Raw genomic sequence first — 22691 nt, 5'->3', positions numbered from 1 at the left:
GGAGGAAATTAAAATGAGTTTATATACTACATGGAGATCATTAAGTGAAAACCACAATAGCCAAGAAGAAGAAATAAAGTTCTGGGAAGAGTACTTAAAGAAAGAAACAGAAATATACAATGAAATATTAAACAATAAGAAAGATGTTATAGAAGGAAAAGTTAGCGATTTAGCAGCTGCTCACAATACATCTGTTGAATACATGATGGGATTCATAGATGGAATAAGTGAAAGTTTAAAAGAAGAATTTTCAGAAGAAAAATTAGAAACTATAGAAGCTGATACAGAAATAAAATTAGAAATAGACTGGGAAAAGTTATACTACAATATGGTAGCAGTAGAAGCTCACTGGTTATATAACTTAGAAGGATGGAATGGAATATTATCAGAAGATAAGAAAAAAGAATTACAAAAAGCTTTCAAAGCTACAAAAACAGTAGTTAAAGATGACAAGATAGGAAGAAACGAGCCTTGTCCATGTGGAAGCGGTAAAAAATTCAAGAAATGTTGTGGAAAATAAGGAGATAAGATGTTTTTACTAAAATTCATTGATGAAGATGATAATCTATCTACAAAAGAATTTACATCATTAAATTCTTTAAAGGATTACGTTAAGGATAACGACATCGATAAGACGTGGCATCAAGTGGAAGAAGTAAAAAAAGTAATCCCTAATTTAAAAGAAGAATAAAAAAAGGAGCTAAAGCTCCTTTTTTTATTTTAACTCTGATAAGTCTTTAGCTATTTGAGCTGCAACTTTAGCGTTATTATAAACTAGTTCTATATTGGCATCTAAGCTCTTTCCATCTGTGATAGTCTTTACTCTATCTAATAAGAATGGTGTTACCTTCTTACCAGCTATATTTTTTTCCTCAGCTTCTTTTAAAGCTGATTCAATAGCGTTGTTTATAGTATCATAATCCATTTCAAACTCTTTAGGTATTGGATTACCTATTACCATACCACCTTTTAGATTTAAATCCCACTTAGCTTTTAATGCTGAAGCTACTTCTAAAGAAGACTCAACCTTATAATCAACTCCAAATCCACTTTTTCTAGTGTAGAATGCAGGGAATTCTTCAGTTTCAAAACCTACAACCGGAACACCGTTAGTTTCTAAATATTCTAAAGTAAGACCTATATCTAGTATAGATTTAGCGCCTGCACAAATTACTGCAACATTTGTATTTGCTAATTCTTGTAAATCAGCAGATATATCAAATGTTTCTTGAGCTCCCCTATGTACACCACCTATACCTCCTGTAGCAAATACTTTAACTCCAGCTAAGTTAGCTAATATCATTGTAGTAGCAACTGTAGTAGCTCCATTTAACTTCTTAGATATAATAAAAGGTAAATCTCTTCTACTAGCTTTAACTACATCTTTGCTAGTTCCTAAAAATTCAATCTCCTCAGTTGTAAGACCAACTTTTAAAACCCCATCTATTATAGCTATAGTAGCAGGAATAGCTCCATTTTCTCTAATTATTTTACTAACTGTTTTAGCCATCTCTATATTTTTAGGATAAGGCATACCATGAGAAATTATAGTTGATTCTAATGCTACTACTGGAAGACCTTCTGCTAAAGCTTTTTTAACCTCTGGATGCACATTTAAGTATTTTTCTAACATTTTAGATCATCTCCTTTAAAATTTTTTCAATACTATCAACAGACATACTTGGATTGATAGTATTTTTATGCATTAATGTAAGTATAGAAGCAGCTGTTGCAAATTCAGCTGTGTCTTTTAAATTGAAATTATGAAGGTATCCATACACAAGTGCAGATAAAAATGCATCTCCAGCACCTGTAGCACTAATTGTGTCAACCTTAACTCCTGAAAGTAATAAGTGATTTTCTTTATTAGCACAGAATACGCCATCTCTACCTAATGTTATAAAAACATTTTTAACACCTTTTTCTAAGAAGTATTTGGCACATTCATATAAATCTTCTTCGTTATTTATCTCTATTCCTGATAGTATCTCAGCTTCTAGCTTATTAGGTTTTATAGTATTAAATCTTCCTATAATATCTTTTATCTTCATACTTTTTTGAGTAGAAACTGTGTCTATGAAAATAGGTATATCTGTGTAAGTCTTGCTTATATAATCAATAACATCGAAAGATAAATTTGTATCTAAAACAATAGCTAATGAATCTTTTATAGCAGAGTGTTTTGAAATAATATAGTCAACATCGATTTTATTGATTATATCCATATGAGATATAGCTAGCTGCATATCTTGGTCGTTGTTTAAAATTGATAAATACATAGATGTTGGGAATGAATCAGATATATAACAATCTGATGCATCTATATTTAGTTTTTTACATTCTGTTAATATACGACTTCCATAAATGTCATTTCCTATAGCAGAGATAAGTTTTGTATTTACTCCGAGTTTAGAAATATTTTCACAAATATTTCGTGCAACACCTCCTAAAGAAATATCAATCTTTCCAGGGTTTGAATCAAACATTGTAAGAGTGTTACTAGGAGAACCCTGTATATCGACGTTAGCTCCGCCTATAACTGTTACAAACTTACTTGCGCTTATGATATAACCTTTTCCTTTTATATAGCCTTTCTTCATCAAATTTGTTATGTGCACAGCAACAGAAGATCTTGTTATATTGAGCATGTCAGCTAATGTTTGCTGTGAAACCATAGGATCATTCTTTAAAATATCTAAAATTTCTTTTTCTCTATCAGTCATTAGTATCACCATATCTAAATATTTGCTTATATAAATAAGCATTTGTTAAGAATATAATATCATTTAAACAAGTTGATTTCAATGATAAATATCACATATTGTAAATTATTTAAAAGAGACTTAGTAATATAAAACAAATTAAAGGTACATAGTAACAATATTTGTCGACGGTCATATTATAAAGTAAGAACACAAATTTTATAGGAGGACAACTATATTATGAAGATAGGAGACATCGTTGTAAGAAAGTCTTATGAGAAAGATATTATATTTAGAATAATAGGATTTGAAATAGATGAAAACAATCAAAAGATAGCTATTTTAAAAGGGGTTGCCTTTAGAATAATTGCAGATTCAGGAATAGATGACTTAGAGAAAGTAAACTTTTACGATATGAAAGATACATTAATAGACAAAGATGTTGAAAATATTTTGCATAAAAGTATAAAAAAAACTAGAGAGAGAAATAGAAGACTAAACAGAGCTATGCAAAAGTCCTCAAATAATAATAAGCAAGCTCAAGGGCAAGGTCAAAATCAAGTTCAAAATTCATATGGAATGCCAGGGAAAGTACTTCATATAGACGGAGATCCTGAATATTTAAAAATTTGCCTAGATGTTTATACTAAATTGGGAATTCCGGCAGTTGGTAAAGCTATACCTGAGAGCCTTCAATATAAAGAAGTTAGAAATTTATTAGAACAACATAATCCATCCATATTAGTTATAACAGGACACGATGCTATAGTTAATAGTAAAGGAAACCTTAAAGATATTAAAAATTATAGAAATACAGCTAATTTTATAAAAACAGTAAAAGAAGCTAGAAAATATGACCCATCACTAGATAGCTTAGTTATATTTGCCGGAGCATGCCAATCTAATTATGAAGAAATAATAAAATCAGGAGCTAATTTTGCAAGTTCTCCAAGTCGTGTAATGATACATGCGCTAGATCCTTTATTGGTCGTAGAAAAAATTGCTTGTTCTAGAATAGATAAAGTTGTTCCTTTAGATGAAATATTAAATCATACAGTTACAGGGATCAAAGGTGTCGGAGGTATAGAAACCAGAGGGAAATTTAGATTAACCATGCCGTTGGCTATATATAATGGGTATTGATTTTGTGTATAAAAAAATATATAGATTATAATCCAAATTTAGAAAAAAAAACAGTATTGACTTTTTATCAAAAAATATATAAAATAATTAGTTTGGGTTTGACAAAAAAGTTTGATTGTGGTAATATTAAAATGACAAACATATAATGTTAAAGAAGGTGATGTAATGGCCACTGTTCAAACTTTGAATAAAATAAGACAGACTTTAGAGAAGCACCTGGGAAGAAAGATTTTATTAAAAGCTAATAAAGGAAGAAAACAAATAGTTACTAAAAAAGGCGTGCTAGAAAAAGTATATCCTAGTATATTTGTTGTTAAGCTAGATGATGAGGATAATGGATATTCTAGAGTATCATATAGCTATTCAGACCTATTAACTGATAACGTTAAATTGAAAGTAATTAAAGAACCAAATAAATTAAATGTAAGTTAAAAAATTATACCTATTAAAAATAGGTGTAATTTTTTTTTTACTTTCTAAATATAAATATAGTGTGATAGTTATATTTAATTTAGGAGGGTAACATATGAATCTTATAAAAGATATTTTACAAGTTGACAACAGAATTGATTTTGGAAGGTTTCAAACTTTTATAGAAACAGAAGCTGTTGTATCAGATAAAAAGGATGACGTATATGAAATAATAAAAACAGAGGGGTACATAGCTTTAAAGAAACAAGAGATATTAGATGGTAAAATAATATTTAGAGGAAATTTTAATTATAATGTGATTTATCTAACTGAAGATAAAAACACTGTATCAAATGTAGAGGGAAGAATAGAAATAAATGAAGTAGTAGAAAAAGATAATATAGTAGCTGATATGGAAAATATGCTTTTCTACGATGTAGAACATATAGATTGTACAGTTATAAATGAGAGAAAGATAAGAGTAGGAGCGCTTTTAAATATAAGAGGTAGTTTATTTGAAAAAAATACTATAGATATAGTAAAAGACGTTTCTCAAATAGAAAATGTTCAAAAACATAGAAAAGAAGTTCAGTTTGAAGATATAGTTGGAATAGAAAAATCTGAAAGTGTAGTTAGAGATACTATAAACATAAGCACTGAAGATATAGATAATATAGTTTCTATAGGGCCTAGAATGAAATTAAAAGAAACTAGGGTATCTGACAATAAGGTTATAGTTGGTGGAGTTTTAGAATTGAATCCAGTAGCTTATACTTATGAAGGTGAACTAGTAGAACTAGATAGAGTAGGTCTAGATTTTACTCAATTTATAGAAGTTCCAGGTGCATGTGAAGGTATGAAAGAAGAGGCTATGGTAGAAATAGTTGACTTAAACTATATATTTAAGAGAAATGAAGAAACAAATACAGGTGCTTTAGAAGTAGATTGTACAGCAAGAGCTAAAGTTAAAGTATCAGAAGATGTTACGAGAGAGGTATTACAAGATGCATATTCACCTGATAGAACTCTTAAGTTTGAAAGCAGAAATGTTGAGCTTAATAAAGTTGTAAGTAGTGGAAGTGAATTTTTCAATATAAGAGATACTATAAAAAATAATAGTGATGATATACAAATAAAAGATATAGTAAGTGTAGATTCAAATATAATAGTTGAAAACTCATCATTTGAAGGTGGAAAGAGTATAGTAGAAGGTGTAGTTTTAATTGATGTTTTATATACTCCTGTAGAAGGTTTAAGACCAGTATATAGACTAACAGAAGAAATACCATTTACTCATGATGTTGAAGTTGGAAATGTAAAAGACAGTGCTAACGCATTTAATCATGTAAATATAGACAGGGTAGAGTTTGATTTAAATAGAGATCAGATAGATGTAACCGTTAAAGTTAGAAGATACTGCGAAGTTTTAGATAAGAAAAAAGATAGCTTCATTGTTAAGGGTGAAGATCAAGGACCTATAGACTTATCTCAAAGACCTAGTATAACTATATATGTTGCTAAAGAAGGCGATAAATTATGGAATATAGCGAAGAAATATAATACAACAATAGATGATATAGCTGAGATAAATGAAATAAAAACAGATGATCAATTAGATGTAGGTCAATGTTTAATAATTGAGAAAAAAACTCCAGTAGAAGTATAAAATTATGTACGAAATAAGATAATAGGGAATTATAGTTCCCTATTATTTTATTTTTTGTAGTATAATGTATACTATAAATATTTATGGTCGTTATAGCACAATAAGGAGGAAAGCATGAACTCTATAGATTTAAAGAGCAGAGCTAAGGTTAATTTATCAATAGATGTGCTTGGAAAAAGAGAAGATGGTTATCACCTTGTAGAGATGATAATGCAAACAATAGATCTATATGATAAGTTAAAAATAACTGAAATAGAAGAAAACTCAATATTAATAAAAAGTAATAGTTTAGATATACCTTTAAATGAGGATAATATTATGTATAAAGCTGTAAATTTATTAAAAAATCAGTTTAATATAGAAAAGGGAATAGAAATTTCTATAGAAAAAAATATACCTGTAGCAGCAGGAATGGCAGGAGGAAGCTCTAATGCAGCTGCAGTTTTAGTAGGTTTAAATAAATTATGGAACTTGGGGTTAAGTGAGAATGAATTAAAGGATATTGGGTTGAAGTTAGGAGCGGATGTTCCGTTTTGTATAACTGGAGGAAGTGCATTAGCAGAAGGTATAGGGGAAGAATTAACTAATATAAAAGGTTTACCTGAAGATTTAAATATTTTGGTATGTAAACCTAATATATTTGTATCAACAAAGGAAGTTTACCAATCTTTGAATATGGACAAAGTTAAAAGAAGACCTCAAAATAAAAAACTTATAGATGCTTTACAAAAAGAAGATGTTAAATTTATTTCTGAGAATATGGTGAATGTATTAGAAGAAGTTACTTCTTTGAAATATTCAGAAATAGGACAAATAGAAGATATAATGATCAAAAATAAAGCATTAGGATCTATGATGAGTGGAAGTGGCCCTACAGTTTTTGGGTTATTTGACAATAAAGATTGTGCAATTAAAGCCAAAGAAGATTTACAGGCTAAGTACAATCAGGTTTATCTAGTTAAAAGCAGCAATAAAGGAGTTGAAATTTATGGATAGCTTAACAAAATTAAATTTAGACAATTATAAACCGTTAAGAGATGTAGTTTTTGAAAACTTAAGAGAAGCTATTTTAGAGGGGCAATTAAAACCAGGACAAAGACTTATGGAGGTTCAATTAGCTGAGCAATTAGGTGTAAGTAGAACTCCTATAAGAGAGGCTATTAGAAAACTAGAACTAGAAGGGCTTGTAGTTATGTTACCGAGGAAAGGTGCATATGTAGCTAATATGTCATTAAAGGATATAATAGATGTATTAGAGATAAGATCAAGCTTAGAAGGTTTAGCTGCTTATTTAGCGGCAGAGAGAATACATGAAGAAGATGCTAAAAAATTACAAGATATAGCAGAAGATTTTAAACGTAGCATCGAAAGAAAAGATGAAATTGATGTACTATTAAAAAAAGATGTTGAGTTTCATGAATGTATATTCAACGCGACTAAAAATAAAAAGTTAAGTCAAATAATAAATTCACTTTGGGAACAAGTTCATAGATTCAGAGCAACATATATATCTGATTTTGACACATCATATAATTTAGTAGAAGAACATGAGAGAATTTTAAAAGCTATAATATCTGGTAATAATGAAGATGCTAAAAAATATGCTATAGAGCATATAGAAAAAGCTGAACAATTTATAATAGAGAGAGCTATGAATAATAAAAATATATAAAAAAATAGACTGTTTAAATTAACAGTCTATTTTTTTATGTTTTTTTAAAACTTTAAGAATAAAAAATTCACATTAGGAGATAATCAAGATATTAAAATATATTAGGGGGATATATATTATGAAAAGGATAAAGTTAAGAATATTGGGGTTAAGTGTTTTATTAATAACTATGATTATAATGAGTACTATATATATTTTTGGGGAAGTAAATAAAGTTGAAAGAGTTTCAAGCAATTATAAAGATAAATTAATAAGATTTCATGTTTTAGCAAATAGTGATAGTGATGAAGATCAGGCATTAAAATTGAAAGTAAGAGATGAAGTCATTAAATATTTACAACCGATGTTAAAAAAATCAAATAGTATTGAGGAAAGTGAAAAAATAATTTTATCTCAGAAAAAAAACTTAGAAAAAATATCTAAAAATATTATTGAGGAAAATGGGTATACTTATGAAGTGAAGGTTAATCTTGAATATACTAATTTTCCTGCAAAACAATATTCAAATATAGTTTTACCAGCAGGAGAGTATAAAGCTTTAAGAATCATTATAGGTGAAGGACAAGGTAGGAATTGGTGGTGTGTAATGTTTCCTCCGCTATGCTTTGTTGACGAAAATAATGGTGTTATAGATAAAGAGACAGATGAAAAATTAAAAAAGGTATTAACAGATGAAGAATATAAGTTGATATCAGGAGAAAATATTGAAAAGGCATCTAATAAAAAAATCAAATTTAAAATATTAGAAATACTAGAGGATTTAAAGTCTAATAAGAAATAATATATTTTAAAGGAGTGGATTTTACGACATGAAGTATCACACCAAGTTCTTTTTAGCGATGTGTACTCTGCTAATTTTAACATTTAATAGTAATAGTGTATTTGCTGATAGTAATACACAAAATAGCTATAGAATTGAAAGTAATAAGTTCGTTAGCAATAATAAAGAAGATAAATCAGAACCAAAAGAAGTTATAAGTATTACAAATGATGAACTGTATTTATTATCCAAACTAGTGTCTAGTGAAGCTAGAGGAGAAGAATATCAAGGACAAGTTGCCGTAGCGGCAGTTGTAATAAATAGAGTTTTAGATCCTAGATTTCCAGATAATATAAAAGATGTTATTTATCAAAGAAATGCATTTTCAGTAGTAGATAATGGAGAAATTTATAATGATCCAACAGATAGTGCATATAAAGCAGCTAGAGAAGCTTTATATGGAAGTGATCCTACGAGTGGAGCAATATATTTTTGGAATCCGGAAATTTCAACTTGCAACTGGATTAAAAAACTAGATCCATATAAAAGAATAGGAAATCATGTATTTGCGAAATAGATAAATATTAAAAATAAAGGAGTAACTACTCCTTTATTTTTTTTGTTAAATGAACTATAATAATCACTTAGATAATAAAAACGCATATAATTATAAAAATACAAATTAAATTAGAAGGGTGAAATAAGATGAGAAAATTAAGTGTAGCATTAATTTTCGGTGGGAAATCCGGTGAACATGATGTTTCAAGAATTTCAGCTTCATCTATATTTAAGAATATAAATAAAGAAAAATATGATACACACACAATAGGAATAAATAAAGACGGAAAATGGATGTATTATAGTGGTTCTGCAGAAAATATAGCCAATGGAAAATGGGAAGAATTAGCGGATAAAACTGTTAAAATTAATTTAATACCTAATGGAAACTCTAAAGTAGGTATAGAATTTAATGATGGAAGCTTTAAGCATATTGATGTTTTATTCCCTGTACTTCATGGACCTTATGGAGAAGATGGAAAGATACAAGGACTATTTGAGATAAGCAATATTCCATATGTTGGATGCGGTGTTTTAGCATCTAGTGTAGGTATGGATAAACTTATATGTAAAAAGGTATTTACTCAAATTGGATTACCTCAAGTAAATTATACTTATACAACTAAATGGCAATTTGATATAAGTAAGAATGATGAGCTTGATAGAATAGAGCAAACTTTAAATTATCCTATATTTGTTAAACCAGCTAACATGGGTTCTAGTGTAGGCATATCAAAGGTATCTAATAGAAATGAACTTTTAAGTGGAATAAATGAAGCTTTAAAGTATGATAGAAGAATAGTATTAGAACAAGGTATAGATGCAAGAGAAATTGAAGTTGCTGTTTTAGGAAATGATGAAGTGAAATCATCAATAGCTGGAGAAATAATCCCTGCAAAAGATTTTTATGATTATGAAGATAAATATATAAATGGAGTGTCTAAGCTAGAAATACCTGCTAGTATTGATGCAGAAACTATGATAAAAATAAGACAAATGGCTATAGATGCTTTTAAAGCTATAGATGGTAAAGGTCTTTCTAGAGTAGATTTTTTTGTTGATAAAAAGGATGGAGAAATTTATATAAATGAAATAAATACTTTACCAGGATTTACGAATATAAGTATGTATCCAAAACTTTGGAATGCAACAGGAATACAATACACTGACCTTATAGACAATTTAATAAAATTAGCTATAGAGGATAGACAATAGAAGAAGGTGCATGTTAGATGAATAATAATTCAATTGGAGTTTTTGATTCGGGATTAGGAGGACTTACAGTTTTAAAAGAAATAACTAGTATACTTCCTAGTGAAAATATAGTGTATTTTGGAGATACAGCTAGGGTTCCTTATGGATCAAGATCTAAAGAAACAGTTATTAAATATACTTTTCAAGCTATTAACTTTTTAATATCTAAAGGTGTTAAGGCGATAGTAATAGCTTGTAATACAGCAACAGCTAGAAGTTTAGAACTAGCACAAGCGAAATATGATATACCGATAATAGGTGTTATAGAAGCTGGAGCTAGAACAGCGGCCTATACTACTAAAAACAAAGTTGTAGGAGTTATAGGAACAGAAGGAACTATAAATTCGAAAGCTTATGAGGGCGAAATTCATAAGTTAGACGATAAAATAAAAATAATTGGGAAAGCATGCCCATTATTTGTTCCTATAGTTGAAGAAGGATGGGCAAATACGGAAGTTGCAGAATTAACAGCTAAAAAATATTTAGAAGAGTTACAGGCTTCAAATATAGATTCGCTAGTTTTAGGATGCACTCATTATCCGCTTTTAAAGAGAACTATAAACAAAGTATTAGAAGGAAAAATATCTTTAGTAAATCCTGCTAGAGAAACAGCTAAAGATTTAAAAGATGTTTTAACTAAAAATAATTTGTTAAATACTAATGTAGATAAAGAAGGATACTATAAATATTATGTATCTGATATACCTGAAAGGTTTGCATCTATAGGTAAAGAGTTTCTTAATAGAGAAATAACGGATATAGAACAAGTTGAAATTCAAAAATATTAGTTGAAGTATAAACTTTAGGTGGATTTAACCTAAGGTTTATATTACTATGGAGGTTAAATATGATAGATGTAAATATATCTATGCATACAAAACAATACGATAATTTAGGTAATGAAGATTTAATAGAAGTTACATCTAAAGGAAGTATGTATGAGAAAAATAATGATATATATATAGTGTATAAAGAAGAATTAGAAGAGGGGTCCGTTCATGTAACAACTACGATAAAAATTTCAGAAAATGAAGTTTTTATAAAAAGATTTGGAGCTGTTAAATCAGATATGAAGTTTGTTCAAGGATCAGAGACAATAACTAAATATAGAACTCCTCAAGGATTATTTGATATAAAAATAAATACTCAAAAACTAGAAATAAACAAATTAAATAAATCTATACAGTTAAATATAGAGTATAATATGTGTATAGCTGGATTGTTTGAAGGAATAAATAAAGTGAGTATAAACGCGGAGGAGCTTAATTAAAAGCTGACTAATAATTAGTCAGCTTTTAAAATTAATAGAAATTTCTATTCCACCAATTCATTGGAGTTTGATTTTGGTCTATGACTTTAATTTCATAATTATTATTTTTTAAATACTCCAATACACTAGGTAAAGCTTTTACAGTTGTTTGTTTGTCATGAAACAAAATAACTGAGTTTCCAGATTCACTTAAGTAGTTTTTAGTGTTAGAAACTATAGATGATACAGTTGCATTTTTATGTGTATCTGTGCTATCTATGCTCCAATCCCAAAGATTATAACCAGAGTTGACTAAACTATCGTATTGATTTTTTGTTAGGTAGGGTTTGCTACCATAAGGGACTCTGACTAGTTTAGTATCGTAACCTGTTAAATCTTTCAGTGTATGTCTTGTATTATTAATTTCGTTTAAAGCAGATGAACCAGAAGAATAAAATACTGCTTTTTCATGGCTTTGACCATGCAAGCCTATTGAATGACCTTCTCTAAGCATCCTATTGACGATGTCGGGATATAAGGTTATTCTATCTTCTAAGACAAAAAAAGTTGCTTTCATATTATACTTGCTTAATAAATCTAATATTTCAGGAGTATTTTTATTTGGACCATCGTCAAATGTAATATAAGCAGTCTTTTTATCGACCTGTGTGTTTTCTAAACAATGGGAATTAATTGAAATAAAAGATACAAATACAAATGATGTAATTAAAACTGATAAAATTTTTTTCATTTTGATTACTCCTTACTTAATAAAAATTAATTTTGTAAAATGGTATTTTATACTCTTATTGTATGATATTATTTTAATTATATTTAAGTAATGTGAATTTTGTATTGATGGAATTAAATGTATGTAAAAAAACTACCCCTGGATTAATTTATTTGGTATTATATTATTTAACAAGGTTTTAAAATAAAATAATTTATACAAGGATTTAAGAAGTTTTTATAGAAAGTATACTTGAGTCAAAAAACTAAGTATAAGAGGTATGATTTATGATAGTAGATAGAGTACGAAGTACTATAAATAAATATAATTTATTACAAAAGGGTGATAAAATAGTATTAGGTCTATCAGGAGGACCAGACTCTGTGTGTTTATTGCATATATTAAAGCAACTAGAGGAAGAATACGATATTTCCATATATGCAGCACACTTAAATCACCAAATAAGAGGTATAGAAGCACAAAAGGATGTTATGTATATATCTCAATTATGTGATAGTTTAGGTGTTAAATTTTTTGTTAAATCAATAAATGTGCCTGAATATTGCAAAAAAAATGGATTATCAATAGAAGAAGGTGCTAGAAAATTAAGATATGAAATGTTTTATGAGATAAAACAAAAAACTAAATCAAATAAAATAGCAATAGGACATAACTTAAACGATCAAGCTGAAACTATTCTTATGAGAATGATGAGAGGCACTGGATTACAAGGATTAAAAGGTATTGAATATAAGAGAGATGAAACTATAATTAGACCTATTCTTGATATAGAAAGAAGTAGTATAGAAGCATATTGTGAAGAATATAATTTAAATCCGAGAATAGATAGTACAAATTTAGAAAACATATATACTAGAAATAAAATAAGATTAGATTTAATTCCTTATATGCAAGAAAATTTTAATACTAATGTGATTGAATCTATATGTAGGATGGGTAATAACTTAAAGCTAGATAATGATTATATTGAAGAAGAAGGAAATAAAAAGTTTAAAGAGGTTTCAAAATTAAATAATAATACAAGTGTTGAAATCATATTAGATAAATATATGGATTTACACAAAGCAATAAAAAGTAGAATAATTAGAAATTCTATTAAGTATATTTTAGGAGATACTAATTTTGTAGATCAAAAGCATATAGAAGATGTATTTGATTTAGAGAATGAAGATAAAATAAATAAAAAATTAGTTTTACCTAGAGGTTTGTTTGTATATAGAAACAATGATAGTATATTATTTACAAATGAAGAAATAACATATGAAGATTTCGAATTTAATTATAACGTTCCTAAAGATGGAGTTATAAAAATAAAAGAGACTGGAGTCTTTATAGAAACTAAAACAATGAGTGTTGAAAGATTTAAAAGTATGAAAGCTGATAAATCCTCTAAAGGATTTGACTTAGATAAATTTAAAGGAGGGATAGTAGTAAGAAATAGAGAATCTGGGGATAAAATAAAACTTGCTGGAGGAAGCAAGAAATTAAAAAGTTTATTCATAGATTTGAAGATACCTAGGGAAGAAAGAAGTAAAATTCCTGTGTTGGTAGATAATGAAGAAGTAGTTTGTGTTGGAGATTATAAGATTAGTGAAAATTATAAAATTGATGCAAATACAAAAGAAGTCTTAAAGATTACCTTTAAGAAACTATAAATTAAAACAACTTACGAAAGGAGGGCTTCTTTTGAATAAGATTTTAAAGGGAGCAGGTTTCTATCTACTTATATTTATAATTATCGTGGGGATAGTACAGTTCTCAGGTAGTCCAACAGAGAAAGTAGAAGAAATGAAGTTTTCAAGTGTCTACAGAGAACTTATGAAAGAAAACATATCTAGTATAAAGATTGTAGAAGACACGGTTATAGAGGGAACTATAAAGAGTACGAATAAAAAGTTTAAAACATACATACCACAAGAGATTCAATCAGAAAAGCTTGCAGATCAATTATTAAAACAAGCTAACGAAGGTAAATTACAATTAATTGGGGCACCAAAACCAACAACTCCTTGGTTCTTTGATATAATACCATCGCTACTTATGCTTTTCTTTGTATTAATACTATGGTTTGTATTTATGAATCAGTCTCAAGGTGGAGGCGGAAAAGTTATGAACTTTGGAAAATCAAAAGCAAAAGTTCATAAGGATGATGATAAAACAAGAGTTACATTTAAAGACGTAGCAGGACTTAATGAAGAAAAAGAGGACTTACAAGAAGTTGTTGATTTCTTGAAAAACCCGAAAAAATATATTGATTTAGGAGCTAGAATACCTAAAGGTATATTAATGGTTGGACCTCCAGGGACTGGTAAAACATATTTATCAAGAGCAGTTGCAGGAGAAGCGGGAGTTCCATTCTTTAGTATAAGTGGATCAGATTTCGTTGAAATGTTTGTTGGGGTAGGAGCTTCAAGGGTTAGATCTCTATTTGAAGACGCAAAGAAAAATGCTCCAGCTATAATATTTATAGATGAGATTGATGCGGTTGGTAGAAAAAGGGGTGCAGGTCTTGGTGGAGGCCATGATGAAAGAGAGCAAACTCTTAACCAATTACTAGTTGAAATGGATGGATTTGGTGTTAACCAAGGTATAATAATAATGGCTGCAACAAATAGACCTGATATATTAGACCCAGCACTTTTAAGACCTGGTAGATTTGATAGACAAGTGGTTGTAGGAGCACCGGATGTAAAAGGTAGAGAAGCTATATTTAAGGTTCATTCTAAGAATAAACCGTTAGCTGAGGATGTTAAGATTGAAGTTCTTGCAAGAAGAACTCCAGGATTCACACCTGCAGATATAGAAAACTTAATGAATGAAGCTGCTATACTTACAGCTAGAAAAAGAGAAAAGAAAATCCATATGGAAACTATAGAGGAAGCTATAACTAAGGTAATAGCAGGTGTTGCTAAAAAATCTAGAGTTATAAGTGAACCAGAAAGAAAGTTAACAGCGTATCATGAAGCAGGTCATGCTGTATGTGCACATGTTCTTAAACATGTAAGTCCTGTCCATCAAGTAACAATTGTTCCTAGAGGAAGAGCTGGTGGATTTACAATGCAACTTCCAGTTGAAGACAAATTCTATGCTACTAAGAATGAAATGAGAGAAAACATAATTGTTTTACTTGGTGGTAGAGTTGCAGAAGAGTTAACTTTAGATGATATATCTACAGGAGCTTCAAACGATTTAGAAAGAGTTTCAGCAACTGCTAGACAAATGGTTACAAAATATGGAATGAGTTCTAAATTAGGACCTATGACATTTGGAGATGGAGAAGAAGAAGTATTCTTAGGAAATAGTATAGGTAGCAAGAGAAACTATTCTGAAGAAGTTGCATTTGAAATAGATAAAGAAATAAAAGACATCGTTAATGTGGCTTATAAAAACACTAAACAATTATTAACTGATAATATGGATAGATTAGAATATGTAGCTCAAGCGTTATTAATATACGAAACATTAGATGCAGATCAGTTTATAAAAGCATTTAATAAAGAGTTATCATTAGATCCTAAATTAGAAAATGCTGCAACAGAAGAAACTATCAATAAAGAAGATGCTATTGAAGTTGATTTTAAAGAGACAAAGAAAGATGAAATTCAGGATGTAGATGCTAACAATAACAATAATGTAGATAATGACAAAGATCAAATAGATGAGTAATAAAAAATGAGGCTAGGGTTTTCCCTAGCCTTTACTTTAATTATTAATTAGATAGAGGTGTTATTTTGAGAGAAAAAATTGTTAATTTATTATTAAATAGTGATTTAGAATTTATATCAGGAGAAGAAATTTCAAAACAATTAGGAATTTCTAGAACAGCTGTATGGAAGCATATTAATGTTTTAAAAGAACAAGGATATGAAATAGAGTCGGTTAATAAAAAAGGGTACAGATTAAAAGAATCACCAAATGATATTTTAAGTAAAGAAAACATACTACATAATCTTAAAACTAAGTTCATAGGAAAAGAAATAATACATTTTGATTCTATAGATTCTACAAATAACTATGCTAAGTCAATAGCTAACGAAGCTATAGATGGAACTGTGATTTTAAGTGAAGAACAAGTAAGTGGAAGAGGTAGATTAGGAAAGTGTTGGCACTCTGAAAAACATGAAGGAATATGGATGAGCATAATTCTAAAGCCGAATATACTTCCTATGGATGCTCCCTTTATAACTTTAGTTGCTGGAGCGAGTATAGTTAAAGCACTAAGAAACTTAGGTGTAGACGCTACTATAAAATGGCCTAATGATATTATATTAAATGGAAAGAAAACTTGTGGGATACTAACAGAGCTTTCAGCGGAGATTGAGAGAGTTAATTATATTGTGGTAGGTATTGGAATAAATGTAAAAACTATTAATTTTCCTGAAGAGATAGGGAATATTGCAACATCAATACAAAGAGAAGGATATGAAATATCAAGAGTTGATATTGTTAGAAATATACTTAGTGAATTTGAATTAAAGTATAATTCGTATATAAATGAAAATGATAAAAGTTCTACTCTAGATGTATGCAAAAATTGTTCTGCGATTATAGGTAAAGAAATATATACCATAAAAAATAATGTTAAAGAACAGGTTACTTGTATAGATATAAATGAAAATGGAGACTTAGTAGTTAAAGATAAAAATGGAAAATTAAAAGAAATTATATCTGGAGAAGTTTCTATAAGAGGAGAACATGGGTATGTTTAATAATATTTTAGACGTAAAAGGTATAAAAGTTGGACAGGTAGAGGATAAAGAAGGATTAACAGGGTGCACCGTTATTATATGTGAAGATGGAGGGGTTTGTGGAGTTGATGTTAGAGGTTCAGCTCCAGGAACTAGAGAAACTGATTTATTAGATCCTATAAATATGGTTCAGAAAGTCCATGCTATTGTGTTATCAGGAGGTTCTGCATTTGGACTGGAATCTACATGTGGGGTTAGTAGATATCTAGAAGAAAAAGGAATAGGGTTTGATGTTGAAGTAGCAAAAGTTCCTATAGTTACTGGTGCGGTTTTATTTGATTTAGGAGTAGGCGATCCTAAATGTAGACCAAATATAGAAATGGGATATAAAGCTTGCCAAGTAGCTAATAATATTGAACTTAAGCAAGGAAATTATGGTGCTGGATGTGGAGCTACAGTTGGAAAGATAAGAGGAAGTGAGTTTTGTACAAAGGGAGGTATAGGAAGTTATTCAATTAAATTAGACAATGGATTGGTGGTTTCTGCGATTATAGCTGTGAATGCATTTGGTGATGTATATGAAAATGGACAAGTTATAGCTGGTGTTTTAAATGATGATAAAACTGATTTTTTAAATACTTATGATTTAATGAAGAAAGGTGTTAATAAAGGTGGTTTTAATATAGACAATACTACTATAGGTGCAGTTATAACAAATGCTAAATTATCAAAAGCTGAATGTAAAAAAATATCACAAATGGCTCATAATGGTTTTGCTAAATCTATATTCCCTATACATACCCCTCATGATGGAGATACTATATTTACATTAGCAACTGGCGAAGTTGAAACAGATATAACATTATTAGGTTCAATTGCAAGTGAAGTAGTGGAAAAAAGTGTAATAAACGCAATAAAAAATGCCTCAAAAACTAATAACATACTATCGTATAATGAAATTAATTTGAAATAAGAATTATTGACAATGTTATTTCATATTGATAAAATTGTTTTGTTGCAGCTGGCATCCATAAAAAAATAGGAGCCTGACTGATTTATTGTATAGATAATTGATTAGTTAAAAACAAAAAGTCCGGCATCTATAAAGAGCTGGAACGGAGGTATATTTTATGATGAAAACACAGGTTCAAACAAGAAAGAAAATAAATGTTAGACAAATGGCGATAATAGGTATGTTATCTGCCATATCGATAATGCTATCAATGACACCTTTAGGATTTATACCAATTGGACCCATTGATGCAACTATAATGCATATACCTGTAATAATAGGTTCTATAATAGAAGGGCCTGTGGTAGGTGGAATAATAGGATTGATTTTTGGATTTACAAGCTTTATAAGAGCTATTACAATGCCAAAACCAACTTCATTTGTATTTATGAATCCTTTTATATCTATACTACCTAGAGTTATAATGGGAATTGTGTCATTCTATGTATATAAAGGTGTGTTTAAAATAATGAAAAAAACATCAGTTGCAGGTGCTTTTTCAGGACTGATAGGTTCTCTTATAAATACATTTGGTGTTTTAGGAATGGTATATTTCTTATATGCACAAAGATACGTAGAAGCTATAGGAGGAGACACATCCACGGCTGGAGCTGTAATATTAGGTATTGCTACTACTAATGGAATCCCCGAAGCTATAATTGGAGCTTTAGTAGTATCAGGAGTTGTAGCTATACTAAAGAAAAGCAAAAAATAGAAAGAAGGTTAGAGTAGATGCTTTTAGTATTTGACGTTGGTAATACAAACATGGTCTTAGGTATATATGAGGGAACAGAGTTAAAAAATTATTGGAGAATTAGTACGGATAAAGCAAAAACATCTGATGAATATGGGATGTTAATAAATAATTTATTTCAATATGATAATGTAGACAAAAATTCAATAAAAGATATAATAATATCATCAGTTGTACCTAATGTTATGCATTCACTTGAAAATTTCTGTGTGAAATATTTCAATAAACAACCTTTAATAGTTGGACCTGGTATAAAAACAGGATTAAATATTAAATATGATAACCCTAAACAAGTAGGAGCGGATAGGATAGTAAATGCTGTGGCTGCTATAGAAAAATATAAATCACCGATGATAATAATAGATTTTGGAACAGCTACAACATTTTGTGCAATATCAGAAAAGGGAGAATACTTAGGTGGAACTATAGCGCCGGGTATAAAGATATCAAGTGAAGCTTTATTCCAAAGAGCATCAAAACTTCCTAGAGTTGAACTGTTAAAACCTGGAATGACAATTTGTAAAAATACAGTTTCAGCTATGCAATCGGGGATAATATATGGATATGTAGGATTAGTAGACAAGATTATAGCTATGATGAAAAAGGAATTAGGAAATGACGATATAAAAGTAATAGCTACTGGAGGACTTTCATCATTGATAGCATCAGAAACTGATAGTATAGATTGTGTAGATAAAAATTTAACCCTAGAGGGATTAAAAATTATTTACAATAAAAATAAAGAATAGTAACAGGGAATTGGATTTTACATCCAGTTCCTTTTTTATGATAAGATTATTAAATAAATTGGGTATATTTATAATAAAATATATTAATAAAGGAGACCGTATATGAAAATAGGAAATGTTACGTTAGACAATAAAGTATTTTTATCTCCTATGGCAGGAGTAACAGATTTACCTTTTAGACTTATATGTAAAGAACAAGACTGTGGAATGTTATACACAGAGATGATAAATGCAAAAGCGCTTTGTTATGATGATCAAAACACGAAAAAAATGCTTAAAATAGAAGAGGAAGAACATCCGGTAGCAGTGCAAATTTTTGGTTCGGATCCAGCTTTTATGGGAGGAGCAGCAGAAATACTAAATGAATACCCTAATGAAATACTAGATATAAACATGGGATGTCCAGCTCCTAAGGTTATAAAAAATGGAGATGGATCAGCTCTTATGAAAAATCCTAAGTTAGCTGAAGAAGTTTTAAAGTCTGTTGTAAAGAACTCTAAAAAACCTGTTACTTTAAAGATTAGAAAAGGCTGGGATGACAATAATATAAATGCAGTTGAAATAGCTAAAATCGCAGAAGCTTCTGGGATAAGTGCGTTGGCTATACATGGAAGAACTAGAGAACAGTATTACTCAGGAAAAGCAGACTGGGATATAATAGCTAAAATAAAAGAAAGTATAAACATACCTGTAATAGGTAATGGAGACGTTTTTGAAGTTGAAGATGCTATAAATATGATAAATAAGACTAATTGTGATGCTATAATGATAGGTAGGGGAGCTCAAGGTAACCCATGGATATTCAAAAGAATAAACCATTATATGAAAACAGGAGAAATTTTACCGGAGCCTACAGGTGAAGAAAAAATAAATACAGCTTTAAAACATCTTAAATTAGCAATAGATGAACACGGAGAATATGTAGCTGTAAGAGAAATGAGAAAGCATATTGCATGGTACTTAAAAGGGCTTAGAGGTTCAGCTAGATTAAGAGATGAAATTAACAAAATAGAAAGCTATGAAGAAGTAGTAAACAAGCTATGTGACTACTTATCACACTCCTTGACATAAGGATGATAGTAATTTATAATATAGCGCATAAATAGTATAAGATATAAAATTAATTTTGTTTAATGTTAAATAAAAATCAAAGAGAAGGAGTTGTAGGGGTTATGGAAGATAATAAGGAAATATTATTAACTCAAGAAGGACATCAAAAACTAGAAGATGAGGTTGAGCATCTGAAATCAGTAAGAAGAAGAGAAGTTGCAGAGAGAATAAAGGTAGCTATATCTTTCGGAGATATATCAGAGAATGCTGAATACGACGAAGCTAAAAATGAGCAAGCACAAGTTGAAGAAAGAATAATGAAGCTTGAAAATATGCTTAGAAAAGCAGTTATAATAGATGAATCTAAAATAGATTCAAATATAGTTACTATAGGATCTATAGTAAAAGTTAATGATATGGAGTTCGAAGAAGAAGTAGAATACACAATAGTTGGTTCTGCAGAAGCTGATCCATATGAAGGTAAAATATCTAACGAATCACCTGTAGGAAAAGCTCTTTTAGGTAGAGCTAAAGGAGAAGTAGTAGATGTTCAAGTTCCTGATGGTATTGCTAAATTCGAGATATTAGAAATAAGAAGATAATCTGGAGGTATACAAATGAATAATGATCAACAAAACGTTAATGATCAAGCTAAAGAAGAACTTACAGAAGTGCTTAAAGTAAGAAGAGAAAAATTAGCTAAATTACAAGAGATGGGAAGAAATCCATTCCATATAAGTAGATATGATAGAACTAACTGTTCTACAGATATAAAGAATGACTTTGAAACTTTTGAAGGTAAGGTTGTTAAACTAGCTGGACGTATAATGAGTAAGAGAATACAAGGTAAAGCTGGATTTATAGACATACAAGATCAAGAAGGAAGAATACAGTGTTATGTAAGATTAGATAGAATAGGTGAAGAAGAATATGCTGTGTTCTCTACATATGATATAGGTGACATAATAGGTATCGAAGGAGAAGTATTTAAAACTAAGAAAGAAGAGATATCTATAAAAGCTAATGATGTAAAATTATTAACTAAGTCTCTTCAAGTTCTTCCAGAAAAATACCATGGATTAAAAGATCAAGATTTAAGATACAGACAAAGATATGTTGATTTAATAGTTAACCCAGAAGTTAAAGATGCTTTCGTTACAAGAACTAAAGCTATGAAAGCTTTAAGATCTTATTTAGATGAAAGAGGATTCTTAGAAGTTGAGACTCCTATATTAAATACTATAGCTGGTGGAGCGAATGCTAGACCATTTATAACTCATCATAACACATTAGATATACCAATGTATTTAAGAATAGCTAACGAATTATACTTAAAGAGACTTATAGTTGGTGGGTTTGATAAGGTGTATGAAATGGGAAGAATGTTTAGAAATGAAGGTATGTCAATTAAACATAACCCTGAGTATACTGCTATAGAATTATACCAAGCATATGCAGATTATACAGATATGATGGAAATAGCTGAAAATGTAATAGCTCATATGGCTGAAGCTGCAACTGGAAGCATGAAAATAGATTATCAAGGAACAGAAATAGACTTTACACCTCCATGGAGAAGAATGACTATGGAAGAATGTGTAAAAGAGTATGCTGGAGTAGACTTCGCTACTATAGATACTGATGAAGAAGCATTAGAAGTAGCTAAAGAAAAAGGTATAGAAATAACTCCTGGTATGAGAAGAGGAGAAGTTATCAACGCTTTATTCGAAGAATTTGGTGAAGATAAGTTAATTCAACCTACATTTATAACTCATCATCCAGTAGAAGTTTCTCCACTTGCTAAGAGAAACGTAGAGGATCCGAGAAGAACAGATAGATTTGAAGCTTTCGCTAATAAGTGGGAGTTAGCAAATGCTTTCTCTGAACTTAATGACCCTATAGATCAAAAAGGAAGATTTATGGATCAATTAAGAAAGAAAGAATTAGGTGACGATGAAGCTTGTGATATGGACGAAGATTTTGTAAATGCACTAGAAGTAGGGCTACCTCCAACAGGTGGGCTAGGAATAGGAATAGATAGAGTTATTATGTTATTAACAAACGCTCCATCTATAAGAGACGTTATATTATTCCCTACAATGAAACCTATAAAAGAAAACTCTGCAGATGAAATAGAAGAGTAAATAATAGATTAGAACCTTTCTAAATAATATTTTAGAAAGGTTTTTTTATGTTTAATTCAACAGTAAAAAATTAATAGTGATATATAATTTTGAGAACAAATATTAAATGCTGAAAAAAACTGAAAGAT

General features: G+C 29.5%; 24 protein-coding genes. 21 read left to right on the top strand and 3 right to left on the bottom strand.

Going from position 1 to position 22691, the window contains the following annotated elements; all coding sequences use genetic code 11:
• Positions 1-13 precede the first annotated feature (13 nt).
• A complete protein-coding gene (locus KXZ80_RS15475) occupies positions 14-520 on the top strand; it encodes an SEC-C metal-binding domain-containing protein (RefSeq protein WP_021428058.1) in 507 nt (168 codons plus the stop codon).
• Between the two features lie 9 nt (positions 521-529).
• A complete protein-coding gene (locus KXZ80_RS15470; RefSeq protein WP_021428093.1) occupies positions 530-691 on the top strand; it encodes a hypothetical protein in 162 nt (53 codons plus the stop codon).
• A 24-nt stretch (positions 692-715) separates the two neighbouring features.
• On the opposite strand, the gene KXZ80_RS15465 is transcribed toward KXZ80_RS15470, so the two are convergent.
• On the bottom strand, positions 716-1633 hold the full coding sequence (locus KXZ80_RS15465) for a pseudouridine-5'-phosphate glycosidase (protein ID WP_021434250.1): 918 nt from the start codon (positions 1631-1633) through the stop codon (positions 716-718).
• Position 1634: 1 nt separating this feature from the next.
• Positions 1635-2723, bottom strand: a complete 1089-nt coding sequence (locus KXZ80_RS15460; protein ID WP_021434249.1) for a PfkB family carbohydrate kinase — start codon at positions 2721-2723, stop codon at positions 1635-1637.
• 219 nt (positions 2724-2942) lie between these two features.
• Here KXZ80_RS15460 and yabG point away from each other — a divergent pair, with 219 nt between their 5' ends.
• The 10 genes from yabG to KXZ80_RS15410 all read left to right on the top strand — a co-directional run bounded on the left by yabG (position 2943) and on the right by KXZ80_RS15410 (position 11436).
• Positions 2943-3845 (top strand): sporulation peptidase YabG, encoded by a 903-nt coding sequence (gene yabG, locus KXZ80_RS15455; RefSeq protein ID WP_021434248.1) that lies wholly within the window; start codon positions 2943-2945, stop codon positions 3843-3845.
• Positions 3846-4010: 165 nt separating this feature from the next.
• Positions 4011-4277, top strand: a complete 267-nt coding sequence (locus tag KXZ80_RS15450) for a Veg family protein (RefSeq protein ID WP_021428036.1) — start codon at positions 4011-4013, stop codon at positions 4275-4277.
• Between the two features lie 94 nt (positions 4278-4371).
• Positions 4372-5922, top strand: a complete 1551-nt coding sequence (locus KXZ80_RS15445; protein ID WP_021428051.1) for a DUF3794 and LysM peptidoglycan-binding domain-containing protein — start codon at positions 4372-4374, stop codon at positions 5920-5922.
• A gap of 114 nt (positions 5923-6036) precedes the next feature.
• Complete coding sequence (ispE, locus tag KXZ80_RS15440; RefSeq protein WP_021434247.1) at positions 6037-6918, top strand: 4-(cytidine 5'-diphospho)-2-C-methyl-D-erythritol kinase; 882 nt, start codon at positions 6037-6039, stop codon at positions 6916-6918.
• Positions 6911-7594: a GntR family transcriptional regulator gene (locus KXZ80_RS15435; protein WP_021428109.1), complete on the top strand. Its 684-nt coding sequence runs from the start codon at positions 6911-6913 to the stop codon at positions 7592-7594. The genes ispE and KXZ80_RS15435 overlap by 8 nt, the downstream gene beginning before the upstream one ends.
• Positions 7595-7712: 118 nt before the next feature.
• A complete protein-coding gene (spoIIR, locus tag KXZ80_RS15430; protein ID WP_021434246.1) occupies positions 7713-8375 on the top strand; it encodes a stage II sporulation protein R in 663 nt (220 codons plus the stop codon).
• A 58-nt stretch (positions 8376-8433) separates the two neighbouring features.
• Complete coding sequence (locus tag KXZ80_RS15425; RefSeq protein WP_021434245.1) at positions 8434-8931, top strand: cell wall hydrolase; 498 nt, start codon at positions 8434-8436, stop codon at positions 8929-8931.
• A 128-nt stretch (positions 8932-9059) separates the two neighbouring features.
• Entirely contained in the window at positions 9060-10127 is a 1068-nt protein-coding gene (locus KXZ80_RS15420) for a D-alanine--D-alanine ligase (RefSeq protein ID WP_021434244.1), read from the top strand.
• A gap of 17 nt (positions 10128-10144) precedes the next feature.
• Positions 10145-10954 carry a glutamate racemase gene (gene murI / locus KXZ80_RS15415; protein ID WP_021429466.1) on the top strand — a complete coding sequence of 270 codons (810 nt, stop codon included), beginning with the start codon at positions 10145-10147 and terminating at the stop codon, positions 10952-10954.
• Positions 10955-11013: 59 nt separating this feature from the next.
• Positions 11014-11436, top strand: a complete 423-nt coding sequence (locus KXZ80_RS15410; RefSeq protein ID WP_021434243.1) for a DUF1934 domain-containing protein — start codon at positions 11014-11016, stop codon at positions 11434-11436.
• A gap of 31 nt (positions 11437-11467) precedes the next feature.
• On the opposite strand, the gene KXZ80_RS15405 is transcribed toward KXZ80_RS15410, so the two are convergent.
• Positions 11468-12166 carry a polysaccharide deacetylase family protein gene (locus tag KXZ80_RS15405; protein ID WP_021434242.1) on the bottom strand — a complete coding sequence of 233 codons (699 nt, stop codon included), beginning with the start codon at positions 12164-12166 and terminating at the stop codon, positions 11468-11470.
• 266 nt (positions 12167-12432) lie between these two features.
• Here KXZ80_RS15405 and tilS point away from each other — a divergent pair, with 266 nt between their 5' ends.
• The 9 genes from tilS (at position 12433) to lysS (ending at position 22563) form a co-directional block, all read left to right on the top strand.
• The gene (tilS, locus tag KXZ80_RS15400) at positions 12433-13821 is read left to right on the top strand and encodes a tRNA lysidine(34) synthetase TilS (RefSeq protein ID WP_021434241.1); all 1389 of its coding nucleotides are present in this window, start codon (positions 12433-12435) and stop codon (positions 13819-13821) included.
• A gap of 31 nt (positions 13822-13852) precedes the next feature.
• A complete protein-coding gene (gene ftsH, locus KXZ80_RS15395) occupies positions 13853-15832 on the top strand; it encodes an ATP-dependent zinc metalloprotease FtsH (protein WP_021434240.1) in 1980 nt (659 codons plus the stop codon).
• A gap of 65 nt (positions 15833-15897) precedes the next feature.
• Positions 15898-16875 carry a biotin--[acetyl-CoA-carboxylase] ligase gene (locus KXZ80_RS15390; RefSeq protein WP_021434239.1) on the top strand — a complete coding sequence of 326 codons (978 nt, stop codon included), beginning with the start codon at positions 15898-15900 and terminating at the stop codon, positions 16873-16875.
• A complete protein-coding gene (locus KXZ80_RS15385; protein ID WP_021434238.1) occupies positions 16868-17827 on the top strand; it encodes a P1 family peptidase in 960 nt (319 codons plus the stop codon). The genes KXZ80_RS15390 and KXZ80_RS15385 overlap by 8 nt, the downstream gene beginning before the upstream one ends.
• A gap of 157 nt (positions 17828-17984) precedes the next feature.
• A complete protein-coding gene (locus tag KXZ80_RS15380; RefSeq protein ID WP_021434237.1) occupies positions 17985-18581 on the top strand; it encodes an ECF transporter S component in 597 nt (198 codons plus the stop codon).
• Between the two features lie 17 nt (positions 18582-18598).
• A complete protein-coding gene (locus KXZ80_RS15375; RefSeq protein ID WP_021429492.1) occupies positions 18599-19369 on the top strand; it encodes a type III pantothenate kinase in 771 nt (256 codons plus the stop codon).
• A gap of 102 nt (positions 19370-19471) precedes the next feature.
• The gene (gene dusB / locus KXZ80_RS15370; protein ID WP_021434236.1) at positions 19472-20440 is read left to right on the top strand and encodes a tRNA dihydrouridine synthase DusB; all 969 of its coding nucleotides are present in this window, start codon (positions 19472-19474) and stop codon (positions 20438-20440) included.
• Positions 20441-20541: 101 nt separating this feature from the next.
• Positions 20542-21021, top strand: coding sequence for a transcription elongation factor GreA (gene greA / locus KXZ80_RS15365; RefSeq protein WP_021434235.1), 480 nt, complete (start codon positions 20542-20544; stop codon positions 21019-21021).
• A 15-nt stretch (positions 21022-21036) separates the two neighbouring features.
• Positions 21037-22563, top strand: a complete 1527-nt coding sequence (gene lysS / locus KXZ80_RS15360) for a lysine--tRNA ligase (RefSeq protein WP_021434234.1) — start codon at positions 21037-21039, stop codon at positions 22561-22563.
• The last annotated feature ends 128 nt before the right edge of the window (positions 22564-22691 follow it).

Source organism: Paraclostridium bifermentans (assembly GCF_019916025.1).
Taxonomy (GTDB): domain Bacteria; phylum Bacillota; class Clostridia; order Peptostreptococcales; family Peptostreptococcaceae; genus Paraclostridium; species Paraclostridium bifermentans.
Note: the sequence above shows the minus strand (reverse complement) of the source record. Positions and strands in the feature narration are given on the sequence as shown.